23 protein-coding genes are annotated in these 25,828 nt (G+C 67.8%); 16 read left to right on the forward strand and 7 right to left on the reverse strand.

The features are described 5' to 3' along the window. Positions 1–17: 17 nt before the first annotated feature. Entirely contained in the window at positions 18–2,717 is a 2,700-nt protein-coding gene (gene polA / locus DFR40_RS07900) for a DNA polymerase I (protein ID WP_121457954.1), read from the reverse strand. Positions 2,718–2,721: 4 nt separating this feature from the next. Between polA and DFR40_RS07905 the strand changes: the two genes are divergently transcribed. From DFR40_RS07905 to DFR40_RS07945, 9 genes are read left to right on the forward strand one after another with little or no spacing between them, the layout of a single operon-like run. Continuing rightward, a complete protein-coding gene (locus DFR40_RS07905) occupies positions 2,722–3,450 on the forward strand; it encodes an LOG family protein (protein WP_121458240.1) in 729 nt (242 codons plus the stop codon). 31 nt (positions 3,451–3,481) lie between these two features. Continuing rightward, positions 3,482–3,811, forward strand: a complete 330-nt coding sequence (locus DFR40_RS07910; protein WP_121457955.1) for a DUF2782 domain-containing protein — start codon at positions 3,482–3,484, stop codon at positions 3,809–3,811. Between the two features lie 3 nt (positions 3,812–3,814). Continuing rightward, positions 3,815–4,741 carry a homoserine kinase gene (locus tag DFR40_RS07915; protein WP_121457956.1) on the forward strand — a complete coding sequence of 309 codons (927 nt, stop codon included), beginning with the start codon at positions 3,815–3,817 and terminating at the stop codon, positions 4,739–4,741. A 9-nt stretch (positions 4,742–4,750) separates the two neighbouring features. Continuing rightward, complete coding sequence (locus DFR40_RS07920) at positions 4,751–5,497, forward strand: BPSS1780 family membrane protein (protein ID WP_121457957.1); 747 nt, start codon at positions 4,751–4,753, stop codon at positions 5,495–5,497. 3 nt (positions 5,498–5,500) lie between these two features. Continuing rightward, the gene (locus DFR40_RS07925) at positions 5,501–6,274 is read left to right on the forward strand and encodes a BPSS1780 family membrane protein (RefSeq protein WP_121457958.1); all 774 of its coding nucleotides are present in this window, start codon (positions 5,501–5,503) and stop codon (positions 6,272–6,274) included. Beyond that, positions 6,267–6,920, forward strand: coding sequence for a nicotinate-nucleotide adenylyltransferase (gene nadD / locus DFR40_RS07930; RefSeq protein WP_121457959.1), 654 nt, complete (start codon positions 6,267–6,269; stop codon positions 6,918–6,920). The genes DFR40_RS07925 and nadD overlap by 8 nt, the downstream gene beginning before the upstream one ends. Beyond that, positions 6,920–7,285 (forward strand): ribosome silencing factor, encoded by a 366-nt coding sequence (gene rsfS, locus DFR40_RS07935; protein ID WP_121457960.1) that lies wholly within the window; start codon positions 6,920–6,922, stop codon positions 7,283–7,285. Before nadD ends, rsfS begins: the two co-directional genes overlap by 1 nt. Further along, positions 7,282–7,752, forward strand: coding sequence for a 23S rRNA (pseudouridine(1915)-N(3))-methyltransferase RlmH (rlmH, locus tag DFR40_RS07940; protein WP_121457961.1), 471 nt, complete (start codon positions 7,282–7,284; stop codon positions 7,750–7,752). The genes rsfS and rlmH overlap by 4 nt, the downstream gene beginning before the upstream one ends. After that, positions 7,752–8,336 (forward strand): Maf family protein, encoded by a 585-nt coding sequence (locus tag DFR40_RS07945; protein WP_121457962.1) that lies wholly within the window; start codon positions 7,752–7,754, stop codon positions 8,334–8,336. The genes rlmH and DFR40_RS07945 overlap by 1 nt, the downstream gene beginning before the upstream one ends. Here the strand turns inward: DFR40_RS07945 and DFR40_RS07950 are convergent. After that, a complete protein-coding gene (locus DFR40_RS07950; protein ID WP_121457963.1) occupies positions 8,326–9,378 on the reverse strand; it encodes a hypothetical protein in 1,053 nt (350 codons plus the stop codon). The genes DFR40_RS07945 and DFR40_RS07950 overlap by 11 nt on opposite strands. Positions 9,379–9,438: 60 nt before the next feature. Next, entirely contained in the window at positions 9,439–10,212 is a 774-nt protein-coding gene (locus DFR40_RS07955; RefSeq protein ID WP_121457964.1) for an enoyl-CoA hydratase, read from the reverse strand. Positions 10,213–10,359: 147 nt separating this feature from the next. Here DFR40_RS07955 and paaX point away from each other — a divergent pair, with 147 nt between their 5' ends. Beyond that, complete coding sequence (gene paaX / locus DFR40_RS07960; RefSeq protein ID WP_211329762.1) at positions 10,360–11,286, forward strand: phenylacetic acid degradation operon negative regulatory protein PaaX; 927 nt, start codon at positions 10,360–10,362, stop codon at positions 11,284–11,286. On the opposite strand, the gene DFR40_RS07965 is transcribed toward paaX, so the two are convergent. Together DFR40_RS07965 and DFR40_RS07970 are read right to left on the reverse strand one after the other, a co-directional pair. Then, positions 11,276–12,898 carry a methyl-accepting chemotaxis protein gene (locus DFR40_RS07965; RefSeq protein WP_121457965.1) on the reverse strand — a complete coding sequence of 541 codons (1,623 nt, stop codon included), beginning with the start codon at positions 12,896–12,898 and terminating at the stop codon, positions 11,276–11,278. The genes paaX and DFR40_RS07965 overlap by 11 nt on opposite strands. A 96-nt stretch (positions 12,899–12,994) precedes the next feature. After that, a complete protein-coding gene (locus DFR40_RS07970) occupies positions 12,995–15,430 on the reverse strand; it encodes a c-type heme family protein (protein ID WP_121457966.1) in 2,436 nt (811 codons plus the stop codon). A 222-nt stretch (positions 15,431–15,652) separates the two neighbouring features. On the opposite strand from DFR40_RS07970, the gene DFR40_RS07975 reads away from it, so the two are divergent. Both DFR40_RS07975 and DFR40_RS07980 read left to right on the forward strand, forming a co-directional pair. Continuing rightward, positions 15,653–16,582 (forward strand): SphA family protein, encoded by a 930-nt coding sequence (locus DFR40_RS07975; RefSeq protein ID WP_211329763.1) that lies wholly within the window; start codon positions 15,653–15,655, stop codon positions 16,580–16,582. Between the two features lie 84 nt (positions 16,583–16,666). Beyond that, positions 16,667–18,628, forward strand: a complete 1,962-nt coding sequence (locus tag DFR40_RS07980) for an acetoacetate--CoA ligase (RefSeq protein ID WP_121457968.1) — start codon at positions 16,667–16,669, stop codon at positions 18,626–18,628. Here the strand turns inward: DFR40_RS07980 and DFR40_RS07985 are convergent. After that, positions 18,576–19,655: an acyltransferase family protein gene (locus DFR40_RS07985; RefSeq protein ID WP_245985641.1), complete on the reverse strand. Its 1,080-nt coding sequence runs from the start codon at positions 19,653–19,655 to the stop codon at positions 18,576–18,578. The two genes, DFR40_RS07980 and DFR40_RS07985, sit on opposite strands and share 53 nt — an antisense overlap. Before the next feature lie 29 nt (positions 19,656–19,684). Beyond that, entirely contained in the window at positions 19,685–20,959 is a 1,275-nt protein-coding gene (gene trhP, locus DFR40_RS07990) for a prephenate-dependent tRNA uridine(34) hydroxylase TrhP (protein ID WP_121457970.1), read from the reverse strand. Positions 20,960–20,995: 36 nt separating this feature from the next. Between trhP and rng the strand changes: the two genes are divergently transcribed. From rng to DFR40_RS08010, 4 genes are all read left to right on the forward strand, one after another. Then, positions 20,996–22,447 (forward strand): ribonuclease G, encoded by a 1,452-nt coding sequence (gene rng, locus DFR40_RS07995; RefSeq protein WP_121457971.1) that lies wholly within the window; start codon positions 20,996–20,998, stop codon positions 22,445–22,447. A gap of 19 nt (positions 22,448–22,466) precedes the next feature. Continuing rightward, positions 22,467–23,342 carry a dienelactone hydrolase family protein gene (locus tag DFR40_RS08000; protein WP_121457972.1) on the forward strand — a complete coding sequence of 292 codons (876 nt, stop codon included), beginning with the start codon at positions 22,467–22,469 and terminating at the stop codon, positions 23,340–23,342. Between the two features lie 68 nt (positions 23,343–23,410). Next, a complete protein-coding gene (locus DFR40_RS08005) occupies positions 23,411–23,839 on the forward strand; it encodes a ProQ/FINO family protein (RefSeq protein ID WP_121457973.1) in 429 nt (142 codons plus the stop codon). A gap of 350 nt (positions 23,840–24,189) precedes the next feature. After that, on the forward strand, positions 24,190–25,800 hold the full coding sequence (locus DFR40_RS08010) for an ABC transporter substrate-binding protein (RefSeq protein ID WP_121457974.1): 1,611 nt from the start codon (positions 24,190–24,192) through the stop codon (positions 25,798–25,800). Positions 25,801–25,828: the final 28 nt, after the last annotated feature.

Here is a 25,828-nt window from a genome sequence, read left to right on the forward strand (position 1 = left end):
TCCTTTTTTTCGTGCTTTCAGTGCGCGGCTTCCCAGTTCGGCCCGACGCCGACTTCGACCAGCAGCGGCACCTTCAACTGCGCCACCTGGGTCATCAGGCGCGGCAGGTGGGTGCGGATTTCCATCAGCTCGGCGTCCGGCACTTCGAGTACCAGTTCGTCGTGCACCTGCAGGACCAGCTTCGACTGGCGGGCGGTCTGCTCCAGCCAGCCCTGGACGGCGATCATGGCGAGCTTGATCAGGTCGGCGGCGGTGCCCTGCATCGGCGCATTGATTGCCGCGCGCTCGGCGGCCTGGCGGCGGTTGCCGTTGCTCGAACGGATTTCCGGCAACCACAGCCGTCGACCGTAAACGGTCTCGACGTAGCCGTGCTCGCGCACCGTGGCGCGGGCTTCTTCCATGTAGCGGGCGACGCCGGGGTAACGGGCGAAGTAGCGGTCGATGTAGGTCTGCGCGGCGCTGCGCTCCAGGCCCAACTGGCGGGCCAGGCCGAAGGCGCTCATGCCGTAGATCAGGCCGAAGTTGATGCTCTTGGCGACGCGCCGTTGGTCCGGGCCGACTTCCAGCGGCGTGACCCCGAAGATCTCGGCGGCGGTGGCGCGGTGCACGTCCTCGCCTTGGGCGAAGGCGTCGAGCAGGCGGGCGTCGCCGGAGAGGTGGGCCATGATGCGCAGCTCGATCTGCGAGTAGTCGGCCGAGACGATGCTGCTGCCTTCGGGGGCGACGAAGGCGGTGCGGATTTTCCGCCCTTCGTCGGTGCGCACCGGGATGTTCTGCAGGTTGGGTTCGCTGGAGGCGAGCCGGCCGGTGACCACGGACGCCTGCGAGAAATGCGTATGCACGCGGCCGCTGTCCGGGTTGATCATGCGCGGCAGCTTGTCGGTGTAGGTGCCCTTCAGCTTCGACAGCGAGCGGTGTTCGAGCAGGAGCTTGGGCAGCGGGTAGTCGAGCGCCAGTTCGGAGAGCACTTCCTCGTCGGTGGACGGGCCGCCGGAGGCGGTTTTCTTTTTCACCGGCAGGCCCAGCTTGCCGAACAGGATTTCGCCGAGTTGCTTGGGCGAAGCGAGGTTGAACGGCTGGCCGGCGAGTTCGTAGGCCTGCGCTTCCAGCGCCATGATCTTCTGGCCGATCTCGTGGCTCTGGCGGGCGAGCGTGTCGCCGTCGATCAGGATGCCGGTACGCTCCATCTGCCAGATCACCTGCCGGGCCGGCAGTTCGATCTCGTGATAGATGTGCGATAGACCGGGTTCGTTGGCGAATTGCGGGTGCAGCACGTCATGGACGCGCAGCGTGACATCGGCGTCCTCGGCGGCGTAGGTGGCGGCGCGCTCGATGTCCACCTGGTCGAAGCCGATCTGCTTGGCGCCCTTGCCGCACAGGTCCTCGTAGGCGATCGTTGCGAGGCCGAGGTGGCGACTGCACAACTGGCCAAGGTCGTGGCCCTTGTCGGATTCGATGACGTAGCTCTGCAGCATGGTGTCGTGGGCGATGCCGGCCAGCGCGATGGCGTGGTTGGCGAAGACGTGCTGGTCGTACTTGGCGTTCTGCAGCACTTTTTGGCGTTCGGCGTTTTCCAGCCAGGGCTTCAGTTTCGCCAGCACCTCGTCGCGCGGCAACTGCTCGGCGACGCCGGGGCCGTTGTGGGCGAGCGGAATGTAGCAGGCATCGCCGGGCGTGACCGACAGCGAGATGCCGACGATGCGCGCGGCGAAGCTGTCGAGGCTGGTGGTTTCGGTGTCGAGCGCGGTCAACGGCGCAGTTTCGATCTTTTTCAGCCAGTGCTCGAACTGTTCCCAGGTGAACACCGTGTCGTAGCGGACTTCGCTGGGTGCGGCCGGTGGCGTGGCAGTTTCTTCGCCGGCCGGCGGCGCATCGCTGTCCAGTTCGCGCGTCCAGGTGCGGAAGTTGTAGCGCGTGTACAGGTCGCGCAAGGTGTCGCGGTCGCGGGCTGTTGCGGTCAACGCGCTCGGCGCCGGCAAATCCGGCAGGTCGCAGACGACGGTGACGAGTTTCCTGCCGAGCGGCAGGAAGTCGAGGTGGTCGCGCAGGTTCTGGCCGACCACGCCGCTGATCTTGTCGGCGTTGGCGACGATTTCGTCGAGCGAGCCGTACTGCGTCAGCCATTTGACGGCGGTCTTCGGCCCGCATTTGGCGACGCCGGGAACGCCGTCGACGGTGTCGCCGACCAGCGCCAGGTAATCGACGATCAGCGAAGGCGGGACGCCGAACTTGGCTTCGACGCCGGTCGCGTCGAGCATTTCCTCGCTCATCGTGTTGTACCAGCGGACATGCGGGCCGACCAGCTGGGTCAGGTCCTTGTCGCCGGTGGAAATCAGCGTGTCGATGCCGTCGGCGGCAGCTTTCGTCGCCAGCGTGCCGATCACGTCGTCGGCCTCGACGCCGTCGACGCACAGCACCGGCCAGCCGGCGGCGGCGATGGCGGCGTGGATCGGCTCGATCTGGGCTCGCAGGTCGTCGGGCATCGGCGGGCGGTGCGCCTTGTATTCGGGATACCAGTCGTCGCGGAAGGTCTTGCCCTTGGCGTCGAAGACCACGGCCTTGTAGTCCGCCTTGTGGTCGCTTTCCAGACGACGTAGCATGTTCAAAACCCCGTACAGCGCGCCAGTCGGCTCGCCGGCCGGATTCCGCAGGTCGGGCAGGGCGTGATAGGCGCGGTACAGATAGGACGAACCGTCCACCAACAACAAGAGAGGCATGGCGATGACCGAAAACGAAAAACTGGTGATGGGGATCGAGACCGAGGCCTTGCTGAAAAGCGCGACGGCCCGCGAATCCTGGCGGATTTTCGGCATTATGTCAGAGTTCGTCGAGGCCACCGACCGCCTGGCGGCGATCAAGCCGGCGGTGACCATCTTCGGTTCCGCCCGGGTCAAGGAAGGCACGCCCTACTACGACCTGACCGAGCGCGTTGCCCGTCTGCTCTCCGATTCCGGCTTCTCGGTGATCTCCGGCGGCGGCCCCGGGATCATGGAGGCGGCCAACAAGGGTGCCTTCCACGGCAAGTCGCCGTCGGTCGGCCTCAACATCCAGCTGCCGCACGAGCAGGCCAACAATCCCTACCAGGACATCTCGCAGACCTTCCGCCACTTCTTCGCGCGCAAGTACATGTTCGTCCGCTTCGCCAGCGCCTACGTCGTCATGCCCGGTGGTTTCGGCACGCTCGACGAGCTGATGGAGGCGCTGACCCTGATCCAGACCGGCAAGGCGCGCCGCATGCCGATCATCCTGGTCTGCTCGGATTTCTGGAAGGGCCTGATCGACTGGTTCAAGGAAACGCTGGTGCGCGAGAAGATGATCGACGCCGAAGACATGCACCTGATCCAGCTGATCGACGAACCGGAAAAGATCGTCGAGGCGATCTTCAAGCATTACGAAGCGCGTCCGTTCAGCCCGCTGCCGAACGAACGGGAGATGATGCTCAACCTGTAATAAAATGGCAGCGAACCCGAAAGGAAATCCCATGCGCCGTCTGTTCCCGATCCTGCTGCTCGCTGCCTTGCCCGTCTGGGCCCAGCGCGGCGACCTGCAACCCCTGCCGGCGGTGCCGCCGCCGCCGCCCGAGATGGAAGCCTTCGATGCGGCGCTCGAGCCGCAGGTGACGATCGTCCGCAACGACAAGGAAACCCGCGAGGAATACCGGATCAACGGCAAGCTGTACATGGTCCGGGTCACGCCGGCCGCCGGCAAGCCCTACTACCTGGTCGACCGCCAGGGCGACGGCGTGATGATCGAGACCGAGATCAATCCCAACCCGGTGCGGCCGCCGATGTGGGTCATCCACAGCTGGTAAGCCTTGTCGGTCTACACCACGGTCGGGCGCGCCGAACTCGCCGCCTGGCTGGCACCGCTGGCGGCCGGCGAACTGCTTGAGCATGCCGGCATCGCCGCCGGCATGCAGAATTCCAATTACTTCGTCAGCACCGGGCGCGGCCGCTACGTGCTCACGTTGTTCGAGGCGATCGATCCGGCCGGCCTCGATTTCTACCTGCACCTGCAGGCGCATCTCGCCGATGCCGGCCTGCCTTGTCCGCGGCCGCTGGCCGACGCCGCCGGCCAGCGCTGGCGACCGTTGTGCGGCAAGCCGGCGGCGTTGCTCACCTGTCTCCCGGGGCGCGCCGTCGATCAGCCCGATGCTGCCCAATGCCGGGCCGTCGGTGCCGCCCTGGCGCAACTCCATCTGGCGGCCGCCGATCTCGCCGGGGCACCGGCCAATCCTTGCGGTGCGGCGTGGCGGCAAGCGGTCGGCGCCGATCTGCTGCCGCTGCTCGGCGCGGCCGAAGCGGCCTTGCTCGCCGACGAGCTTGCCTTCCAGGCAAATCAGGACTGGTCGGTGCTGCCGCAGGGCGTGATCCACGCCGACCTGTTCCGCGACAACGTGCTCTGGGACGCTGACGGTCGACTCGGCGGATTGCTCGATTTCTACTTTGCCGGTGTCGATGCCTGGCTGTTCGATCTGGCCGTCGTCGCCAACGACTGGTGCCCGGACGATGCGCGGCTGGCGGCGCTGGTCGATGGCTATGCCGGCGTCCGCCCCCTGACCGCCGCCGAGCAGGCCGCCTGGTCGGCGGTACGGCGGGCGGCGGCGCTGCGCTTCTGGCTGTTGCGCCTCGATGCCAGGCTGCGGCCGCGCGCCGGCGAGGTGGTGACGGTCAAGGATCCGGACGACTTCCGCCGCCTGCTCGAGCAATTCCGCCTTGCCCCGCCGGCGCTCCCCGGCTAGCATCCGCGCATGAGCGAAACTCCGCAATTCCCGATGGCCCCGGCGCCTTTCGACGGCAACAGCCGCGAGGTCGATGCCGGCGCCTGCTTCGACTGGCTCGCCCAAGGCTGGGCGATGTTCCTTGCACATCCCGGCATCTGGCTGGGCAGCAGTGTGCTGCTGCTGGTCATGCTGATGGCCATCTCGATCCCGCCGGTGTTCGGCCTGATCGCCGCCCACCTGCTGGTGCCGCTGTTCGGCGCCGGCATGCTGCAGATCTGCCGGACCATCGCCAACGACGGCGAACCGCAGATCGGCGAGCTGTTCGCCGGTTTCCGCCAGCAGGCCGGGCAACTGGTGATGGTCGGCGTGTTCTTCGCCCTCGGCGTTTTCGGCATCGCGCTGATCGCCGTCGTGCTGATCGGCGGCGGCTTCCTCGGCGGCGCGGTGTCCGGACGCATCGGCGGTTTCGGCATCGCCTTCGGCGGCGTCATGCTCGCCGGGCTGCTGGTGCTGGTGCTGTCGGTGCCGGTGATCATGGCCACCTGGTTTGCGCCGGCGCTGGTCTATTTCCACGGCATGCAGCCGCTCGCCGCGATGAAGGCGAGCTTCGCCGCCGGCCTGCGCAACTGGCTGGCGATGATCATCTTCGGCATCTTCCTCGTGGTCGCCGGCTTCTTCGCGCTGCTCCCGGTCGGTCTCGGATTGCTGTTGCTGCTGCCGATCTTCTCGGCCGCGGTGTACGCATCCTACCGCGACATCTTCCCGGGGGCCTGAACGATGCGCGCGCAAAACCTGCCGGCCGCCGCCGGCTGGCAGTGGGTGACCGGCGGCTTCGCGATCTACCGGCGCAATCCGCTGATGTTCTCGATGCTGGTCGTCACCTACTGGTTCATCGTCGTCTTCCTCAACGTCTTCCCGGTGGTCGGGGCGCTCGCCGCGTCGATGGTCATCCCCGCGCTCTCGGTCGGGCTGATGACCGCGGCGCGCGGCATCGAGCGCGGCCAGGCAGTGCAGTTGCCGATGCTCTTCGCCGGTTTTCGCGACAACCTGCGCACGCTGCTGCTGCTCGGTGCCCTCTACCTGCTGGCGACGCTGGCCGTGCTCGGCCTGTCGACGCTGGCCGACGGCGGCGACCTGCTCCGCTACATGCTCGCCGACAGCCGTGCCGAGCGGGCGCTGGTCGAGGATGCCGACTTCACGCTGTCGGCCCTGCTCGCCGCGATCCTGATGGTGCCGGTGCTGATGGCCTGGTGGTTCGCGCCGGTACTCGCCGCCTGGCACCGGCAGCCGCTTGGCAAGTCGCTGTTCTTCAGCTTCGTCGCCTGCTACATGAACTGGCGCAGCTTCGTCGTCTACGCGCTGGGCCTGTTCATCGTCGCCGCGGTCGTGCCCGGCCTGCTGCTCGGCCTGCTGCTGATCCTCTTCCCCGGCCTGCAGCAGATCGCGGCGGTGCTGGTCAGCGTCGCCATGGCGCTGGTCATCGCGCCGACCGTGTTCGCCAGCTTCTACGTCGCCTACCGCGACATCTTCGGTATTTCCGAAATTGTCTGAGCCACTCGGCCTGTTCGGCGGGACCTTCGATCCGGTGCATTACGGCCATCTGCGGCTGGCCGAAGAGGCCATCGCCCAGCTCGGCCTGGCCGGGGTGCGCTGGATTCCCGCCGGCAATCCGCCGCATCGCGGGGCGCCGCAGGTGACCGCGGCGCAGCGTCTGGCCATGGTGTCACGGTCGACGGCCGATAATCCGCGTTTTTCGGTCGATCCGGCCGAGGTCGAGGCGGCGGCGCCAAGCTACACGGTGCTCACGCTCGAACGCCTGCGCGCCGAACTCGGGCCGGTGCAGCCGCTGGTCCTGCTCGTCGGCGCCGACGCCTTCGCCGGCCTCGCCGGCTGGCATCGCTGGCCGGAGATCCTCGACCTGGCGCACGTTGCGGTCTCGCACCGGCCCGGTTTTCCGGTCGAGGCGGCGAGCCTGCCGACGGCGCTCGCCGACGCCTTCCGCCAGCGCCGGCTGGCCGACGTCGGCGGTTTGCGCGCGGCGCCCGGCGGCGGCATCGTCACCTTCGCGATGACCCAGCTGGCGATTTCGGCGACGCAGATCCGCAAGCTGCTGGCGAACGGCTTGTCGGCCCGTTATTTGCTGCCGGATGGCGTTCTCGACTATATTTCGTCCCATTCCCTTTACAGAAACCCCTGATGGACATCCGCAAGCTGCAAAAAATCGTCGTATCCGCCCTCGAAGACATCAAGGGCAAGGACATCGAAGTCATCAACACCACCAAGCTCACATCGATGTTCGACCGGGTGATCATTGCCACCGGCGATTCCAACCGTCAGGTCAAGGCGCTCGCCAACAACGTCGTCGTCAAGGTCAAGGAAGCCGGCGGCGAGATCATCTCGACCGAGGGCGAGGACGCCGGCGAATGGGTACTCGTGGACATCGGCGACGTCGTCGTCCATGTCATGCAGCCGGCCGTGCGTGCCCACTACAACCTCGAGGAGCTCTGGCAGCTGACCCCTGCCCAGCGCCGCAAGCTGGCGGAGCCGGCCGCCGGCGAATGAAGCTGGCGATCCTCGCCGTCGGCCATCGTCAGCCCGACTGGGTTGACGCCGGTTGCGCCGAGTACCTCAAGCGGATGCCGCGCGAATGCGCGGCCAGCGTCACCGAGATCAAGCCCGAGCCACGCGGCTCGAAAACCCGCGAACAGCTGCTCGCCGCCGAAAAGGCGCGGATCGACGACGCCCTGTCGGCGAGCTGCCGGCTGGTCGTCCTCGACGAGAAGGGCGAGGACCTGACCACGCTCAAGCTGGCCCGGCGCCTCGAGGCATGGATGCAGGACGGGCGCGACGTGGCCTTGCTGATCGGCGGCGCCGACGGCATCGACGAGGCGCTCAAGCAGCGTGCCGCCGAGAAGATCCGCCTGTCCAGCCTGACCCTGCCGCACGGCATGGCCCGGCTGCTGCTCTGCGAGCAGCTCTACCGCGCGGTCAGCGTGCTCAAGAACCATCCTTATCACCGGGAAGGCTGATGCGTCTCTATCTTGCCTCGCGCAGTCCGCGCCGTCGTGAACTGCTGCACCAGATCGGCGTCGATTTCGAAACCCTGATCGGCGATGTCGAGGTCGATGAAACGCCGCTGCCCGGCGAAGCCGCCGCCGCCTACGTCGAGCGGGTGACCCGGGCGAAGGCGGCGCAGGGCCTGCAGATCATCGGCGAGCGCCGGCTGCTGGCGCATCCGGTGCTGTCGGCCGACACCACGCTCGAGTTTGCCGGCGAGATCATCGGCAAGCCGGTCGATGCCGCCGACGCCGAGGCCATCCTGCAGCGCCTGTCCGGCCAGGTGCACCGGGTCATCACCGGCGTCGCCGTCGCCGACGAGACGCGCTGCCGCTACCTGCAGTCGGTCAGCGAGGTCCGCTTCCGCGCCATCAGCGCCGCCGAGATCCGCCATTACGTGCTCTCCGGCGAACCGATGGACAAGGCCGGCGCCTATGGCATCCAGGGCCGCGCCGGGCTGTTCGTCGCCCACATTGCCGGCAGCTACACCGGGATCATGGGCCTGCCGTTGTGCGAGACCGGCGAACTGCTCAAGGAATTCGGCTTCAGCTTCTGAGCAGCACCGCCGCCACCCGGGCGGCGATCGCCGGCGCTTCCAGGCGCACCGCGGCGCTTGCTGCCGGCTGCGCCCACAACTGCGCCAGCGGCGCTGCCAGCTCTCCGGTCGCCGCCAGTTCCGGGGCGATTTCGAGGGCCCGGCCGTGCTCGTGCAGCCATTCGATCAGGCAGTCCTGTTCCGGCCAGTCGGCGCGGCGCAGGTAAAGCACCGGCGTTGCGTTGGCCGCGGCTTCGGTGAAGGTGCCGTAGCCGGGCTTGGTCAGCACCGCGTCGGCCGAGGCGAGGAGGTCGGTGAAGGCCAGGCCGAAACTTTCCTGGACCAGCGCATCGGGATGCTCGACCTGCCAGGCCGCCGGCACCAGCCAGCGGATGCCGGGCAGGCGCGGCCAGCGTTCGAGCGGCAGGCGGTGGGCGATGCCGCCGGGGGCGACCAGCACGCTGCGCAGGCCGGCGCCGAGCAGGCGCTGGCGGCGGCCGAGCGCCGCCACCGTGCCGACCGCGGTCGGTGCCAGCGCCGGCATCGGCATGCCCGGGGTGACGCGCAGGAAGGCGGCGGCGCTGCGGTAGGCGGCGAGGATCTCGGCGTGGATCGGCGCCGCCCAGGCCTGATCGGCGAAGAAATGGGCGAACAGGTCGGCCCAGTTGAGCGAGCAGAAGCTGCACGCCGGCAGCCCGAGACGGGCGGCGGCGGCGAGCGGCAGATAGGCGACGTTGGTGAGCACCGCGTCGACGCCGAGCCGGCGCAGCTGTCCGGCTTCCCCGGCGACGGCGCGCGGCCAGTCGGCGTGGGCGGCGCGGTAGGCAGCGGCGCTGGCGGCAAGGTCCACGCGCAGCGTGTCGTGCATGACCAGGCCGAAGTCGCTGCCGCCGGCGAGATGCGCAAACGGCGCCCGGATGCGCTGGCGCAGCAGGGCTGGCGGCAGCCGGCTGCGCAGCGTCAGCCGCCAGTCGGGGTGGCGGGCGGCGAGCGCGTCGACGACCGGGGCGGCGATCGCCAGGTGGCCGTAGCCGTGGCCGCTGATGTCGACGAGCAGGTGCATGGAAAGCTCACGGTCGACGGCGAAAAACGGGCAATTTCCGGCGTCGACCGTGAACGCCGGTCAGCGGTTCTTGAAGGCCGGCTTGCGCTTCTCGACGAAGGCGGCCATGCCTTCCTTCTGGTCCTCGAGGCCGAACGAGGCGTGGAAGGCGCGGCGTTCGAAGAGCAGGCCTTCGTTGAGCGAGCTCTCGAAGCTGCGGTTGACCGCTTCCTTGATCATCATGATCACCGGCAGCGAGTAGCCGGCGATCGTCGCCGCCGCCTTCAGGGTTTCCTCCATCAGCTGCTCGGCCGGGATGACGCGGGCGACCAGGCCGGATTTCTCGGCCTCGGCGGCGTCCATCATGCGCGCCGTCAGGCACAGGTCCATCGCCTTGGCCTTGCCGACCGCACGCGGCAGGCGCTGGGTGCCGCCGGCGCCGGGCATGGTGCCGAGGCGGATTTCCGGCTGGCCGAACCTGGCCGTATCGGCGGCGAAGATCATGTCGCACATCATCGCCATCTCGCAGCCGCCGCCCAGCGCGAAGCCGGCCACCGCCGCGATCACCGGCTTGCGCGCGGTCTTGATGCGCTCCCAGTTGCGGGTGATGAAGTCGGTCTTGTAGGCGTGCATGTAGTCGAAATCCTTCATGAAGCCGATGTCGGCGCCGGCGGCGAAGGCCTTCTCGCTGCCGGTGAGGACGATGCAGCCGATGTTCTCGTCGGCTTCGAAGGCGTCGATGGCGGCGGCGATGCCGTCCACCACGTCGTTGTTCAGCGCGTTCATCGCTTCCGGGCGGTTGATGCGGATCAGGCCGACCTTGCCGTGGATTTCGCTGAGGATGACGTTGCTCATTGTGTTCTCCTGTGTCGTTATCGTTGTCGATTGCCGCCGCGCGGCAGCCGACATCTTAGCGAGAGCGGCGCCGGCGGCCTAGGGGCTGCCCTGTTCAGGCGCCGGCCGAGTCGCTAACATGCCGCCTTTGCCGCCATCGAGGCCCGCTTGAGCGCTGCCACCCCGTCCGACCTGGAGGATTTCTGCCGGCAGCGTCCGCTGCGCGCCGGTTCGCTGATCGTTTCCGCCTTCGGCGATGCCGTCCTGCCTTACGGCGGCCGCCTCTGGCTCGGCAGCCTGATCCGCCTGCTGCGGCCGTGCGGCCTCAACGAGCGCCAGGTGCGCACCGCGGTCTTCCGCCTGGTCCGCGACGAATGGCTGCACCCCGAGAGCGTCGGCCGGCGCGCCGATTACTGCCTGACCGCGGTCGGGCGCCGCCGTTTCGAAGCCGCCGCCCGCCACATCTACGCCGCCGAGGCGCCGCGCTGGGATGGCCGCTGGCGCCTGCTGCTGGTGCTCGGCGAGCGTCCGGCGAAGGAGCGCGAGCAACTGCGCAAGGCGCTCTTCTGGCAGGGATTCGGGGCCTTCGGCAGCGACTGCTTCGTGCATCCCGGCGCCGATCTCGCCGCGGTCTGCGAGGCCCTCGCCGGACCTGCCGGCGTCCCCTGTCCGGGCTTGCTGCCGCTGCTCGCCGCCGAGGCCGACTGCGGCCTGCCGGCGTGCAATGCCGAACTGGTCGCGCGGGCCTGGAACCTGCCGGCGCTGGCTGCTTCGTATGCCGGTTTCCTCGCCCTCTACCGGCCGCTCGCCGAGCGCCTGGCGGCGACGCTGCCGAGCGACGAGCAGGCCTTGCGCCTGCGTCTGCTGCTGATCCACGATTATCGCCGCCTGCTGCTGCGCGATCCGCAACTGCCGGCGGCGCTGCTGCCGGCCGACTGGCCGGGCGAACAGGCGCGCCGGTTGTGCGCGGCGCTCTATCGGCAGCTGCTGGCGCCGTCGGAAGCCGCCCTGGCGGCCACGCTGAGCCTCGCCGACGGCCGCCGGCCGCACCCGGACGGCAGTGCCGCCGGGCGCTTCCAGGCGTTCAGCGGATGAAGCGGAAGTAGCCGATCAGCTCGCGCAGGCGGCTGGCGGTCTGCTTCATTTCCTCGCTGCGCTGGCCGACTTCCTGGATCGTCTTCGAGGTCTGGTTGACCCCGCTGACGATGTCTTCCATGCGGATCGCGATCTCGTTGCCGGCGGCCGACTGCTGGCGCGTGCCGTGGGCGATGTGCTGGGCCAGTTCCTGGACCTTGCCGCCCTGTTCGGCAACCGCCTGCAGCCCCTCGCGGGCCGAGCCGGCAGCGTCGTTGGCCTCGCCGACATGGTCGGCGGCCTCGCTCATGGTTGCCACCGCGGTATGCGTGCTGCCCTGGATGCGGTGGATGCTGGTGGCGATCTCGCCGGTCTGCTTGCTCGAATTCTCGGCCAGCTTGCGCACCTCGTCGGCGACCACCGCGAAGCCGCGGCCGGCTTCGCCGGCGCGGGCGGCCTCGATCGCCGCGTTGAGGGCGAGCAGGTTGGTCTGGTCGGCGATCTCGCGGATCACCTGACTGACCCGCTCGATCGCCGAAATCGACTGGAACAGCTCGTCCATCGTGCTGCCGGCCGAGCGCACCGTGGCGACGACGTTGTCCGAGGCCTGCTGGCTCTGCGCCATGCGTCGCGAGGCGTCGTCGAGCAGGCTGCCCGAGGCGAGCACGGCATCCGAGGCCTGCTGGGCGCCGTCGGCGATCTCGTTGACCGAGGTCACCAGTTGCTCGACGGCGGCGGCAATGCTGCTCGCTGCCGCCGACTGTGCGGCGGTCGAGCGCCGCGTCTCGTCGATTTCCCGGGTCAGCGATTCGGCGTTGCCGCCGACCGCCGCGCTGGCTTCGGCAATCTCCGCCATCATCGCCTTGAGGTGGGTCTGCATGGTCACCAGGGCGTCGTTGAGGCGCCCCAGCTCGTCGACGCGGTGCAGCGGAATCTCGTCGGTCAGATCGCCCTGGGCGATGTTGCGCAGGCGCCCGGTGATCCGGCCGACGATCGTCATCAGGCTGCCCTGCAGCAGCATCAGCGCGATGCCGGCGCCGATGCCGAGCAGGCTGAACAGGCTGGCCAGCCAGTTGGTCGTCGCGGCGCTCAGGCCGAGTTCGCCGGTGAAGGCCTGCAGGCCGGCGCCGAGTACCTGGACGACGATCATCCCGATGACCAGCGCACTGAGCTTGGTGCTCAGGGGGATGCGCGCCCAGGCCGAGGCTTTCGGCGTCGTCGCGCTGCCGTCGGCGAGCTTGCGGTAGAGCGCTTCGGCATCGCTGACCTGCTGCCGGGTCGGCTTGGTCCGCACCGACATGTAGCCGATCTTGCGGTTGTCCTTGAGCACCGGCACGATCAGCGCGTCGACCCAGTAGTAATCGCCGTTGCGGCAGCGGTTCTTGACGATGCCGCGCCACGGCCGGTCGGCCTTGATCGTCTCCCAGGCCCAGGCGAACGCCGCCGGCGGCATTTCCGGATGGCGGACGATGTTGTGGCTGCTGCCGATCAGCTCTTCGCGCGAGAAGCCGCTGACGTCGACGAAGGTGTCGTCGGCATAGGTGATGATGCCCTTGAGGTCGGTGCGCGAGACGATGTATTTCCCGTCCGGGAAAGGACGCTCGACGTTCGTCACCGGCGAATTGATCTTCATGCCCGATCCCCTTTATCGGTTTGATGATGGTTCGTCAGTTCGGAGAAATTCCGAATCGGCCATTCTAGGCAAAACCCTAGGGGCCGGGGAAAATTTCTATGCCTTTCGGCATATGCTGATCCACTGATGCAGCTTGGCATAAAAGACTTCCGGCGCCAGGGGTTTGGTGATCACGTCGACCATGCCGGCCTGCAGGCAGGCGGCCTTGTCTTCGAGGAAGGCGTTGGCGGTGGTGGCGATCACCGGCACGGTCGACCGGCCGGGCAGGGCAAGAATCGCCCGCGTCGCCGCCAACCCGTCCATGACCGGCATCTGCATGTCCATCAGGATCAGGTCGTAATGCCGCTCGCGTGCCGCGGCGAGGGCCTGGGCACCGTCGCCGGCGGTGTCGACGTGCAGGCCGACGTCCTCGAGCAGCAGGCGGGTGATTTCGCGGTTGATCGGCTCGTCGTCGGCGAGCAGCAGGCGCAGGCCCGGTGCCAGTGCCTTGAGCGCACTCTCGGCGGCGAGCGGTGGCAGGGCCGGGGCCGGCGCCGGCCGCCCCTTGTCCAGCCAGGCGGTGAACCAGAAACGGCTGCCGCGCCCCGGTTCGCTTTCGGCGCCGGCGTCGCCGTCCATCGCCCGGGCAATGTGGCGGACGATGGCCAGGCCCAGGCCGGAGCCGCCGAAACGGCGGGTGGTCGAGTTGTCGGCCTGCTCGAAGGCGGCGAACAGCCGGCCAAGCGCGTCGGCGGCGATGCCGATGCCGCTGTCGCTGACTGCGAAGCGCAACTGCAGCCGGCTGTCTGCCTCGGCGACGACGTCCACCTGCAGGTGGATGCTGCCGTGGGCGGTGAACTTGACGGCATTGCCGAGGTAGTTGAGCAGTGCCTGCTGCAACCGGGTCGGGTCGCCGAGCAGCGGCGGCAGCAGCGGCGGCAGCTGGTTCGAATAGGCGAGGCCTTTTTCGGCGAACTTGTCGTGCAGGATCGATCCAATGTTCTCGACGATTTCGTCGAGGCGGACTTCGGTGCGCTCGAGTTCGAGCTTGCCGGATTCGATCTTCGACAGATCGAGGACGCCGTTGATCGTCTGCAGCAGATGGCTGCTGGCGCCCTCGAGCTTGCGCAGGCGCTCGCCCTGCAGCGGGTCGAGGCGGCCGCGGCGGATCAGGTGGGCCATGCCGAGAATGGCGTTGAGCGGGGTCCGGATCTCGTGGCTCATGTTGGCCAGGAAGCTGCTTTTGGCGCGGCTGGCCTGCTCGGCCTGTTCCTTGGCCTGGTGCAGCTCGCGCGTGCGTGCGGCGACCAGTTCCTCGAGGCGCTCCCGATGCTCGGCCAGTTCGGCGGCGGCCCGCTTCTGTGCGGTGATGTCCTGCTTGACCGCGACGTAGTGCGTGATCCGGCCGTCTTCCTGGTGCAGCGGGGCGATCACCGCCGACTCGACATAGGCGCTGCCATCGCGCCGCCGGTTGTTGAATTCGCCGCGCCAGATGCGGCCGGCGGTCAGTGTTTCCCACAGCGCCTGGTACACCTCGGGCGGCGTGTCGCCCGAACGCAGGATGCGCGGGTTCTCGCCGATCACCTCGTGCGGCCGGTAGCCGGTGGTGTGTACGAAGCAGGCATTGACGTACTCGATGGTGCCGTGCAGGTCGGTGATGACGATGCTTTCCGGGCTTTGCTCGACGGCCAGCGACAGCTTGCGCAGGTGCGTCTCGCGTTCCCGGATGTCCTCGGCCATGTTGCCGAAGGCCTCGGCCAGGCGGTCGATTTCGTCGCTGCCGCGCGGTCCCGGCGGCAACGCGTAGTCGCCGGCGGCAATGCGCCGGGCGCCAGCCTCGAGACGGGCCAGGCGCTGCACGACCAGGCGTTCGAGCAGCAGGCCGATGCCGAGCAGCAGGGCCAGGTAGCTGCCGATCTTGACCAGCAGTTGCTGGCCCCAGATCTGCCAGAAGCGCTGCTCGAAGGCGGCGGTCGGAATGCGGATGCTGATCAGCCCGCGCAGGTCGCCGATCTTGTAGCCGAAGGCCGGGTCGTCGGCGGCGAGCAGCCCGGCGGGCGCCGTTTGCGGCTTGCCGTGGCAGTTCAGGCAGTATTCCTCGATCCACAGCGGCGCGGTGTACAGCAGCGCCGGGTGGCCGCCTTCGTCGATCTCGTCGATCTTTTCGCTGGCCTGCGGATTGGCCCGGTACCAGGCCATCGCCGCCAGTTCGTGGCGGTCGGCCTGGTTGTCCGGGTTGCGCGGCCGGTCGGAGACGTTGTTGAAGCGGATGCCGGTGTCGCTGCGCCCGGCGAATTGCTCGCCGATCCGCGACAGGGCGTGGGCCGGCAGGAAGCCGACGGTGTTGCGCCGGATCGGCAGCTCGCTGTCGAGGAATTGCTGGTGGTACACCTCGCGCATTGCCAGGATGATGTCGTAGACGGTGCGCGCGTCGGTCTCGGCGGCAGCGCGCATCTCGCGCTTGAGCTGGCCGTGGCTGAGCCACAGGTCGACCGCGAAGAGCAAGGCGAACAGCCCGCCGAGGAACAGCCAGACCTGCTGCTTCAGCGTCATCGCGTGCCTCTGACGGTCAACCGCCGGAACGGGGCAATTTTGCGGGCGGGGTGGCAGGACAATTGGCGAGGGCGGACGGGGCTAGGGTGCCCGGATGCTAGCCGCTGATGCCGGGCGCCGCCTTGAGATGCCTTAAAAGGCGCAGGGTTTTTTTGCGCTGCGTCAAGGCGGCGCCGCCGCCCGGCGACGAACAATGCGCCTTCGTTCGTTCCGGGGAAAATGATGAAGACTGCCTGCCTCGCCGCTTGTGCCATCGCGTTGCTCGGCAGCCTGGCGCCGGCCGCCGCCACCGAGGGCGGCGGCAATGCCTACGCGATCGGCGTCGAGACCAATTCCAGCGGCATGATGCTGCCCGAGGGCAGCCACCTGCTGGTCTACTACCAGCATTACGCGGCCGACCGGGCGCGCGGCAACGATGGCGGCGACAACCGCCGCTTCGCCGACTTCGGACTGCGCGCCGACGTCGTCGCGCTGCGCCTGTCGCATGTCTGGCGGGGCGTCCGGCTGGCCGGCGCCAGCCTCGAGAGCCGCATCGTGCTGCCGCTGCCCAGTCTCGCCCTCGACCTGGCGATCGCCCGTCCGGCGCCGCAGCCGGCGCTCGACCGCGGCGGCGCGACGCGCGGCCCCGGCGACCTGACCGTGGCACCGCTGCTGCTCGGCTGGCACGGTGCGACGCTGCATCACATCGCCGGCCTCGAGCTGATCCTGCCGAGCGGGCATTACAACCGCGACCGGCCGCTCAATGTCGGCCGCAATGCCTGGCAGCTCGCCGCGCTCTACGGCGTCACCTGGCTGCCCGGGCGCTGGGAGGCCTCGGCCCGGCTGCGCCATGCGATCAATGGCCGCAACGACGCCACCGACTACCGCTCCGGCAACGAGCTCAGCCTCGAGTTCAGCGGCGGCTACCGCTTCGCGCCCGGCTGGTCGGCCGGGATCAACGGCTATGTCTATCGCCAGACCAGCGACGACCGCCAGGCCGGCGCCGCGGTCAATGGCGACGGCAACCGCGGCGCCGTCGAGGCGCTTGGTCCCTACCTGGCCTGGTCGCCGGCGCCCGGCCTCGGGCTGGTGGCCAAGCTGCAGGTCGAGTCGGGCGCGCACAACCGCGCCGAGGGCCGGCGCTTCTGGCTGCAGGGGCGCTACGCTTTCTGAGCGGCTTTGTCCGGCGGGCGACAATCCGCGCCGGCGATCTCCTGCTATCTTTGGCGTCTGCGACCAATAACGACAGGAGACGCCATGAGCTACGCCAGCGACGCCACCCCGCTGTGGACCCCGAATCCCGCCACCGTCGGCGACACGCGCATGGCGCAGTTCATGCAGGCGACCGGCCATGGCCGCTATGGCGAACTGTGGCAGTGGTCGGTCGATGCCCCGGCGGCCTTCTGGACCGAGGTCTGGCGCTTCTGCGGCGTGCTCGGCGAGCGCGGCGAGACGGTGCTCGAGGACGGCGACCGGATGCCCGGCGCGCGCTGGTTCCCGCAGGCCCGCCTGAATTACGCCGAGAACCTGCTGCGCCGCGGCCCGGACGCCGGCGAGGCGCTGGTCTTCCGCGGCGAGAACAAGGTCGAGCGGCGCTGGACGCATGCCGAGCTGCATGCCGAGGTCGCCCGCTTCCAGCAGTTCCTGATCGCTGCCGGCGTCGGCGTTGGCGACCGCGTTGCCGGCTACCTGCCCAACCTGCCCGAGACGCTGGCGGCGATGCTGGCGACGACGGCGCTCGGCGCGATCTGGTCGTCGGCCTCGCCCGACTTCGGCGTCCAGGGCGTGCTCGACCGCTTCGGCCAGATCGAGCCGAAGGTGCTGGTCTGCGTCGATGGCTACTGGTACAACGGCAAGCCGGTCGATTGCCTGGCCAAGAATGCCGAGGTCGCCGCCCGCATGCCGTCGCTGCGGCACACCGTGGTCGTTCCCTACCTGAACGCGACGCCGGTGCTCGACGGCATCGCCAATGCCGTCGGCTGGCAGCAGATGTTGACGGTCGACGGCCCGAAAACGCCGATTTTCAAACGCGTCGCCTTCGACCACCCGCTCTTCATCATGTTCTCCAGCGGCACCACCGGCGTTCCCAAGTGCATCGTCCATTGCCACGGCGGCGTGCTCCTGCAGCACCTCAAGGAGCACGTCCTGCACAGCGACGTGCGCCCGGGCGATCGTCTCTTCTATTTCACCACCTGCGGCTGGATGATGTGGAACTGGCTGGTCTCCGGATTGGCCGCCGGGGCCACGCTGCTGCTCTATGACGGCTCGCCGTTCGCGGCCGGCGGCGCGGTGCTGTTCGACTATGCCGCGGCGGAGAAAATGACCCACTTCGGCACCTCGGCCAAGTTCATCGACGCCGCCGCCAAGCTCGGCCTGACGCCGGGCAGGACGCACGATCTCGCCGCCCTGCGCGCCATGTTCTCGACCGGCAGCCCGCTGTCGCCGGAAGGCTTCGACTGGGTCTATCGCGAGATCAAGCAGGACATCCTGCTCGCCTCGATTTCCGGCGGCACCGACATCGTTTCCTGCTTCGTGCTTGGCAACCCGGTGCTGCCCGTCTATCGCGGCGAGATCCAGTGTCGCGGCCTGGGCATGGCGGTCGAGGTGTTCGACGAGGACGGCAGTCCGCTACGCGGCGCCAAGGGCGAACTGGTGTGCACCCGGCCGTTCCCGGCGATGCCGGTCGGATTCTGGAACGATGCCGACGGCAGCAAGTACCGCGCCGCCTATTTCGAGCGTTTCCCGAACATCTGGTGCCACGGCGATTTCTCGGAGCTGACCGCGCACGACGGCATGATCATCTACGGCCGCTCGGACGCGACGCTGAACCCTGGAGGCGTGCGCATCGGCACCGCCGAGATCTACCGTCAGGTCGAGCAGCTGCCGGAGGTGCTGGAAGCCCTGGTGATCGGCCAGGACTGGCCGCCGGGGCGCAACGACGACGTGCGCGTGGTGCTCTTCGTCAAGCTGGCCGAGGGCGCCGTCCTCGACGCCGCGCTGGTCGACCGGATCAAGCGGCAGATCCGCGACAACACGACGCCGCGCCACGTGCCGGCGCGGATCGTGCAGGTCCAGGACATTCCGCGCACGAAGTCGGGCAAGATCGTCGAACTGGCCGTGCGCAACGTGGTGCACGACCGGCCGGTGAAGAACGTCGAGGCGCTGGCTAATCCGGAAGCGCTGGACTGTTTCCGCGCCCGCGCCGAACTCGCAGACTAGCCGGCAGCACGAAGCGCCAGCCGCCGAGCGGCAGCTCGACCCAGCGGTGGAAAGCGAGCCCGGCCCACAGGCAGCTGACCCAGGCGAACATCGCCCACCAGGCGACCGCTGCCGGGTCCTCGGCCGGATGTGCGGCGAACAGCGCATTGATCAGCAGCAGCACCGGGAAGTGCACCAGGAAGACGGCGTAGGAGATGCGGCCGAGGAAGGCCGGCACGCGGCTGGCCGGCCAGCGCTCGAGCTGGCCGCCGAGGCGGGCGCCCCCGAGGAGCAGGGCGACCGCCAGCGCGATCGCGATGCGCGGGCGGAAATCGACGAGCAGCGCGGCACCCCCGATCGCCGCCGCGAGCAGCAGCCAGCCGGCGGCGCGCGGCCGGGTCGACGCCCACCAGGCGGCGGCACCGAGGCCGTAGGAGCCGAAGAAATAGATCGCCCAGTTGTCGAGGCTGCTGTCGCGGTTGAACCAGAACAGCGAGATGATTGCCAGGCCGAGCACCGCCAGCAGGGCGCCGGCGCGGTTGCGGCCGAGCCAGAGCAGCAGCGCCAGCAGCGCGAACAGCTGGAAGTCGATGGCGACGTACCAGACGCCGGCCGACAGCGACTCGCTGCCGAGCACGCCGTGCACCAGCAGCGCGTGCGCCAGCCACTGGCCGGGGGTGGCCTGCTCGGGTACGGCCGGATCGTCGAGCCATTGGTTGGCGAGCGCCGAAACGGCGACGGCGAGGCTGATCGCGACCATGAACGGCAGCACCAGGCGCAGGTAGCGGCGGCCGATCAGCGGCAGCGGGTTGGCGCGCAGTGCGCCGGCCGCCGGCGACAGGCTGCGGGCGGCGAGAAAGCCGCCGACGACGAGAAAGACCTGGACCGCCATCCGCCCGTACTCGGTCAGCCACTCGGCGATTTCCGGGAAGGTCGCGGCGACGGCCACGGCCAGCGGGCCGTAGAGCGCCATGTGATGGAGCAGGACGAGTTGCGAGGCGACGGCCTTGAGGGCGTCGATCAGCGGCATGCGTGAGGCGGTGGCCATTATTCTGGATTAGGTTGGCAGCGGGCGATTCAGAAGTAACGCGCGACGAAGGAATCGGTGTACCGCTCGGGCAAATCGATCCACACCCGGTGGCCGCTGCCCGGTGCGACGGTCAACGGCTCGCCGGCGGCATTTTCCAGGCGCCCGATGGTGGCGTTCAGGTTGCCTTGCGGGTGCACGCATTCGATGCGGTCGCCGAGGTGGAAGCGGTTCTTGACCTCGACCTGCATCAGGCCGCGCGCCGTATCGAAGGCGACGGCGTCGCCGACGTACTGGCTGCGCTCCGATTCGGAATGGCCGCGCAGGTAGTTCTGGTAATCGGCGTCGTGGTGGCGCTGGTAGAAGCCGTCGGTGTAGCCGCGGTTGGCCAGGTTTTCCAGGTCGGCCAGCAGTTCCGGGTTGAACGGGCGGCCGGCGACGGCGTCGTCGACCGCCTGGCGGTAGGCCTGGCAGGTGCGGGCGACGTAGTAGGGGCTCTTGGTGCGGCCCTCGATCTTCAGCGAGTCGACACCGATCTCGGTCAGCCGATGGACGTGCTCGATGGCGCGCAGGTCCTTCGAGTTCATGATGTAGGTGCCGTGCTCGTCTTCCTCGATCGGCATCAGTTCGCCGGGGCGCTGGCGTTCCTCGAGCAGGATTTCCTGGTCGCGGTTTTCGTAAAAATTGACCGGTTGACCGTCCGAGGTCGATACCTTGTAGTCCCAGCGGCAGGAATTGGTGCAGGTGCCCTGGTTCGGGTCGCGGTGGTTGAAGTAGCCGGAGAGCAGGCAGCGGCCGGAATAGGCGATGCACAGCGCGCCGTGCACGAAGACCTCGAGCTCGATGTCCGGGCATTGCTGGCGGATTTCGGCGACTTCGTCGAGCGATAGCTCGCGCGACAGGATCACACGGTCGACGCCCATCTTTTGCCAGAAACGGACCGCCGCCCAGTTCACCGTGTTGGCCTGCACCGACAGGTGGATGACCTGGTCCGGCCACTGCGTGCGTACCATATCGATCAGGCCGGGGTCGGACATGATCAGCGCGTCCGGCTTGAGCGCGATCACCGGCGCCATGTCGGCGAGGTAGGTGGCGAGCTTGGCGTTGTGCGGAATGATGTTGCTGACGACGAAGAACTGCTTGCCCAGGGCGTGCGCCTCGGCGATGCCGGCGCCGAGTTTCTCCAGCGTGCCGAACTCGTTGTTGCGCACGCGCAGGCTGTAGCGCGGCTGGCCGGCGTAGATCGCGTCGGCGCCAAAGGCGAAGGCGGTCCGCATCATCGCCAGCGAGCCGGCGGGAGCGAGAAGTTCGGGGGCCTTGCGCATAGTAGAATCCAGCAAAAACCGCGAATTGTAGAGACTATGTCCGAAGAAATCCTGATCAATTTCACGCCGCAGGAAACCCGCGTTGCCGTCATGCAACAGGGGGTCGTCCAGGAGCTGCACATCGAGCGCACCGCCAGCCGCGGTCTGGTCGGCAACGTCTATCTCGGGCGTATCGTGCGCATCCTGCCCGGCATGCAGTCGGCTTTCGTCGATGTCGGCCTCGAGCGCACCGCCTTCCTCCACGTCGCCGACATCTGGCAGCCGCGCGAAACGGCGCAGGAGCGGCCGATCGAGCGGATCCTCGCGGAGGGCCAGAGCATCGTCGTCCAGGTCGTCAAGGATCCGATCGGGACCAAGGGGGCGCGCCTGTCGACGCAGATCTCGATCGCCGGCCGCATGCTGGTGCATCTGCCGCAGGAAAAACATATCGGCATCTCGCAGCGCATCGAGGCCGAAGCCGAGCGCGAGATGCTGCGCGAGAAGATCACCCGTCTGGTGCCGGCCGACGAACCCGGCGGCTTCATCGTCCGGACCATGGCCGAGAATGCCAGCGACGCCGAGTTCGCCACCGACATCGCCTATCTGCGCAAGACCTGGGCCGACATCCGCGACAAGGCACGGACCAGCGCGCCGCCCAGCCTGCTCTATCAGGAGCTGTCGCTGGGGCAGCGCGTGCTGCGCGACTTCGTCAATCCGGAAACCTCGCGCATCGTCATCGACTCGCGGGAGAATTTCCAGAAACTGACGCTGTTCGCCGAGGAATACACGCCGGCGGTCGGCCCGCTGCTTGACCACTACACCGGCCAGCGGCCGCTGTTCGACCTGCACGGGGTCGAGGAGGAAATCCAGAAGGCGCTGGCCCGCCGCGTCGACCTCAAGTCGGGCGGCTACCTGATCATCGACCAGACCGAGGCGATGACGACGATCGACGTCAATACCGGCGGCTTCGTCGGCGTGCGCAACTTCGACGACACCATCTTCAAGACCAACCTCGAGGCGGCGGTCACCATCGCCCGCCAGCTGCGCTTGCGGAACCTCGGCGGCATCATCATTGTCGATTTCATTGACATGGAAAACGAGGAGCACAAGAAGTCGGTGCTGGAAGAGTTCAACAAGGCGCTGTCGCGCGACCACACGCGGCTGACGGTGAACGGCTTCACCCATCTCGGCCTGGTCGAGATGACCCGCAAGCGCACCCGCGAATCGCTGGCGCACGTGCTGTGCGAGCCGTGCCCGACTTGCGGCGGCCGCGGCGAGGTGAAGACGGCGCGCACCGTCGCCTACGAGATCCTCCGCGAACTGCTGCGCGAGGCGCGTCAGTTCAACGCCCGCGAGTACCGCATCCTGGCCGGCCCGGCGGTCGTCGACCTGTTCCTCGACGAGGAGTCGCAGTCGCTGGCGATGCTGTCCGACTTCATCGGCAAATCGGTTTCCCTGCAATCCGAACCCAGTTATTCGCCCGAGCAGTACGACATCGTCCTGATGTAACCCCAAGGAGGAGTACCCGATGAACGAAAGCAAGGAATTCGACAGTCTGGTCCCGGCGCAGGCCTTCGACCGGCGCAGTTTCCTGGTCACCAGCCTGGGTGCCGGTTTCGCCCTGGCGACCCTGCCGGTCGCCGCGCAGACGGCGATCCGCACCGATGCCGCCGGCCTGCTCGAGGGCGAGGTCAAGGTGCCGGTGCACGACGGCGCGATGGTCGCCTACCGGGCGGCCCCGGCCGGCGTCGCCCGGGCGCCGGTGGTGCTGCTGATTTCGGAAATCTTCGGCGTCCATGAATACATCCGCGACACCGCGCGTCGCCTGGCCAAGCTCGGCTATTTCGTCGTCGCCCCCGAGCTGTTCGCCCGCCAGGGCGATCCGCGCAAGATCGAGAGCGTCGCCGAGATCATCGACAGGATCAGCAGCAAGACGCCCGACGCCGAGGTGATGAAGGACCTCGATGCAACGGTCGCCTGGGCCGCCGGGCAGGGCGCCGACAGCGCTCGCCTGGCGATCACCGGTTTCTGCTGGGGCGGCCGCATCACCTGGCTGTACAGCGCCCACAATCCCGGGGTCAAGGCCGGCGTCGCCTGGTACGGGCGCCTGGTCAGCCCGGTCAATGCCTACAATCCGCGCCACCCGATCGACCTGGTCGGCGAGTTGCGGGCACCGGTGCTCGGCCTCTACGGTGGCGTCGATACCGGCATCCCGGTCGACACCGTCGACGCCATGGAAGCCGCGCTGAAGACCGGTAGCCCGGCGGCCAGGGCCTCGCAGATCCACCTCTACGACAATGCGCCGCATGCCTTCCACGCCGATTACCGGCCGAGCTATCGCAAGGAAGAGGCCGAGGACGGCTGGCGCCGGATGCTCGACTGGTTCCGCCAGAACGGCGTCTGAACGCCATTTCGGGGCACGAAGGGGCGCATTCGTGCTACCCTTCGCGCCTTGATCCGACCGTACTCATCATGACCACCGCCGAATCCGCCACCCCCGTCGCCAACGACAAGCCCGTCGATGTCCGCAGCCTGCTCAAGGACCTGCAAAGCCGCTTCGATGTCTTCCGCAACTACAGTCCGCTGGCCATCGGCATCGACAAGCAGCTGTTCGCCGCGCTGCCCGAGGTGAGCAAGAAGTCGGTCCGCCTGGCGATGCGCAGCCACACGATGGCGACGCGTTACCTGCGCGAGATGGAAAAGGCGACGCACCGTCTCAACCTCGACGGCAGCCAGGCCGGCGAAGTCACCGACGAAAACCGCCAGCACGCCGCCGAACTGCTCAAGGAGCGCTTCAAGAAGCAGGCCGAGCAGCGCAAGGCCCAGGAGGCCGCGGCCAAGGCCGAGGCGGTCAAGCAGAAGAAGCTGCTCGAACTGGCGGAGAAATTCGGCCGCAAGTAACGGTCGACCGTTAAATTCCCGGGTTTTTCACCCCTTGACTGCCGGCCTTGCGCCGGCAGTTGCGTTTGGGCGACGCAAAAACGCAGGGGCTTGCCCGGTTGTCCGCCGGGCCTGCTTCGGCGCGCCCCAATCTGGTTAATTCCGGCAGCGACACGCCCCGGTCGAGTGCGTTTTGCATGCAATCCTGCGGCGCTTTTTCCGCCCCGGCGGCGGCAGCTGATTTTCCGGCAAAGAACAATCTGCAAATTTTTTTATATCCAACAGTTCTTTAGGAAATACATTCCGGAACCCCGTTGAATTGGCACATTGCATGCAATCTCCCAAGTGTTTTCACCCCTTTGGAGATCCACATGACCCCCCAATTCACCAAGCTTTCACGCTGGCTGGCGGCGCTTCCCCTGGCCCTCACCCTGCATGGCGGTTTGCATGCAGAAACCGTCGCCCGCTACGGCATTTCCATGGCCGACATTCCGCTGACCACCGGTCAGCCGGATCGCGGTGCCGGTGCCTACCAGTTCACCGGCCACACCCTGTACGACCCGCTGGTCGCCTGGGAGGCCAACGTCGGCAATCGTCCGGGCAAGCTGGTGCCGGGCCTGGCCAGCGAGTGGAAGGTCGATGCCAAGGACAACAAGAAATGGCTCTTCACGCTGCGCAAGGGGGTCAAGTTCCACGACGGTTCCGAGTTCAATGCCGACGCCGTGGTCTGGAACCTCGACAAGGTGCTCGCCGACAAGTCGCCGCAGTTCGATGCCAAGCAGAGCGCCCAGGTGCGCCCGCGCATTCCGTCGATTGCGTCCTATCGCAAGGTCAATGACTACACGGTCGAGATCACGACCAAGGAAATCGACGCACTGTTCCCTTACCAGTTGCCGTGGTTCCTGATTTCCAGCCCGACGCAGTGGGAAAAGATGGGCAAGGACTGGAACAAGGTCGCCAGCAAGCCGTCCGGCACCGGTCCGTTCAAGCTCGACAAGCTGGTGCCGCGCGAGCGGGCCGACCTGGTCAAGAACACCGCCTACTGGGACAAGGCGCGCATGGCCAAGACCGATCGCATCGTGCTGGTGCCGATTCCCGACGCGATGACCCGCGCCAACGCATTGCTCAACGGCCAGGTCGACATCATCGAAACGCCGCCGCCCGATGTCCTGCCGCAGTTGAAGGGCGCCGGCTTCAAGCTGGTGCAGAACGTCACGCCGCACGTATGGCCGTATCACTTCTCGACCCAGCCCGGTTCGCCGTGGACCGACATCCGGGTGCGCAAGGCCGCCAACCTGGCGATCGACCGCAGTGCGGTGGTCAGCCTGATGAGTGGCCTGGCGACGCCGGCCAAGGGCCAGCTCGACCCGACCAGCCCGTGGTTTGGCAAGCCGGAATTCAAGATCGGCTACGACCTGCCGGCCGCCCGTGCCTTGATGGCCCAGGCCGGCTACAGCCAGGCCAAGCCGCTCAAGGCCAAGGTCATCATCGCCCAGGGCGGCACCGGCCAGATGCTGTCCTTGCCGATGAACGAGTTCATCCAGCAGAGCCTGGCCGAAATCGGCATCCAGGTGAGCTTCGAAGTGGTCGAGCTGGAAAACCTCTACCTGCACTGGCGTAGCGGTGCCAAGGCCGACATGAACGCCGGCAAGGGGATCACCGCGATCAACCTCGGCTATGTCACCGCCGACCCCTTCTACGCGCTGACCCGCTTCGCCGACAGCCGTTACGTGGCGCCGAACGGCGTGAACTGGGGCGGCTACAACAACCCCAAGGTCGATACCGCGCTTGATCAGGTGCGCACCACCTTCGATACCAAGAAGCAGGACGGGCTGCTCTCCTTCGTCCATCAATCCATGGTCGATGACGCGCTGATGCTGTGGGTGGTGCATGACGTCAATCCGCATGCCATCTCGCCCAAGGTCAAGGAGTTCGTCCAGGCCCAGCACTGGTTCCAGGACCTGACCACCATCCGCATGTGACCCACCGGGCCGGGGTTCGCCCCGGCCA

The organism is Azonexus fungiphilus (assembly GCF_003634965.1).
Classification (GTDB): domain Bacteria; phylum Pseudomonadota; class Gammaproteobacteria; order Burkholderiales; family Rhodocyclaceae; genus Azonexus; species Azonexus fungiphilus.

Coding starts and splice junctions, on each gene's coding strand:
- DFR40_RS08005 (WP_121457973.1), top strand. CDS start 23,411: ATGACCACCGCCGAATCCGCCACCCCCGTCGCCAACGACAAGCCCGTC.
- DFR40_RS07965 (WP_121457965.1), bottom strand. CDS start 12,898: ATGAAGATCAATTCGCCGGTGACGAACGTCGAGCGTCCTTTCCCGGAC.
- DFR40_RS07970 (WP_121457966.1), bottom strand. CDS start 15,430: ATGACGCTGAAGCAGCAGGTCTGGCTGTTCCTCGGCGGGCTGTTCGCC.
- DFR40_RS07985 (WP_245985641.1), bottom strand. CDS start 19,655: ATGGCCACCGCCTCACGCATGCCGCTGATCGACGCCCTCAAGGCCGTC.
- DFR40_RS07905 (WP_121458240.1), top strand. CDS start 2,722: ATGACCGAAAACGAAAAACTGGTGATGGGGATCGAGACCGAGGCCTTG.
- DFR40_RS07925 (WP_121457958.1), top strand. CDS start 5,501: ATGCGCGCGCAAAACCTGCCGGCCGCCGCCGGCTGGCAGTGGGTGACC.
- rng (WP_121457971.1), top strand. CDS start 20,996: ATGTCCGAAGAAATCCTGATCAATTTCACGCCGCAGGAAACCCGCGTT.
- polA (WP_121457954.1), bottom strand. CDS start 2,717: ATGCCTCTCTTGTTGTTGGTGGACGGTTCGTCCTATCTGTACCGCGCC.
- DFR40_RS07980 (WP_121457968.1), top strand. CDS start 16,667: ATGAGCTACGCCAGCGACGCCACCCCGCTGTGGACCCCGAATCCCGCC.
- DFR40_RS07955 (WP_121457964.1), bottom strand. CDS start 10,212: ATGAGCAACGTCATCCTCAGCGAAATCCACGGCAAGGTCGGCCTGATC.
- DFR40_RS07920 (WP_121457957.1), top strand. CDS start 4,751: ATGAGCGAAACTCCGCAATTCCCGATGGCCCCGGCGCCTTTCGACGGC.
- DFR40_RS07975 (WP_211329763.1), top strand. CDS start 15,653: ATGAAGACTGCCTGCCTCGCCGCTTGTGCCATCGCGTTGCTCGGCAGC.
- trhP (WP_121457970.1), bottom strand. CDS start 20,959: ATGCGCAAGGCCCCCGAACTTCTCGCTCCCGCCGGCTCGCTGGCGATG.
- DFR40_RS07950 (WP_121457963.1), bottom strand. CDS start 9,378: ATGCACCTGCTCGTCGACATCAGCGGCCACGGCTACGGCCACCTGGCG.
- DFR40_RS08010 (WP_121457974.1), top strand. CDS start 24,190: ATGACCCCCCAATTCACCAAGCTTTCACGCTGGCTGGCGGCGCTTCCC.
- rsfS (WP_121457960.1), top strand. CDS start 6,920: ATGGACATCCGCAAGCTGCAAAAAATCGTCGTATCCGCCCTCGAAGAC.
- DFR40_RS07910 (WP_121457955.1), top strand. CDS start 3,482: ATGCGCCGTCTGTTCCCGATCCTGCTGCTCGCTGCCTTGCCCGTCTGG.
- DFR40_RS07945 (WP_121457962.1), top strand. CDS start 7,752: ATGCGTCTCTATCTTGCCTCGCGCAGTCCGCGCCGTCGTGAACTGCTG.
- rlmH (WP_121457961.1), top strand. CDS start 7,282: ATGAAGCTGGCGATCCTCGCCGTCGGCCATCGTCAGCCCGACTGGGTT.
- DFR40_RS08000 (WP_121457972.1), top strand. CDS start 22,467: ATGAACGAAAGCAAGGAATTCGACAGTCTGGTCCCGGCGCAGGCCTTC.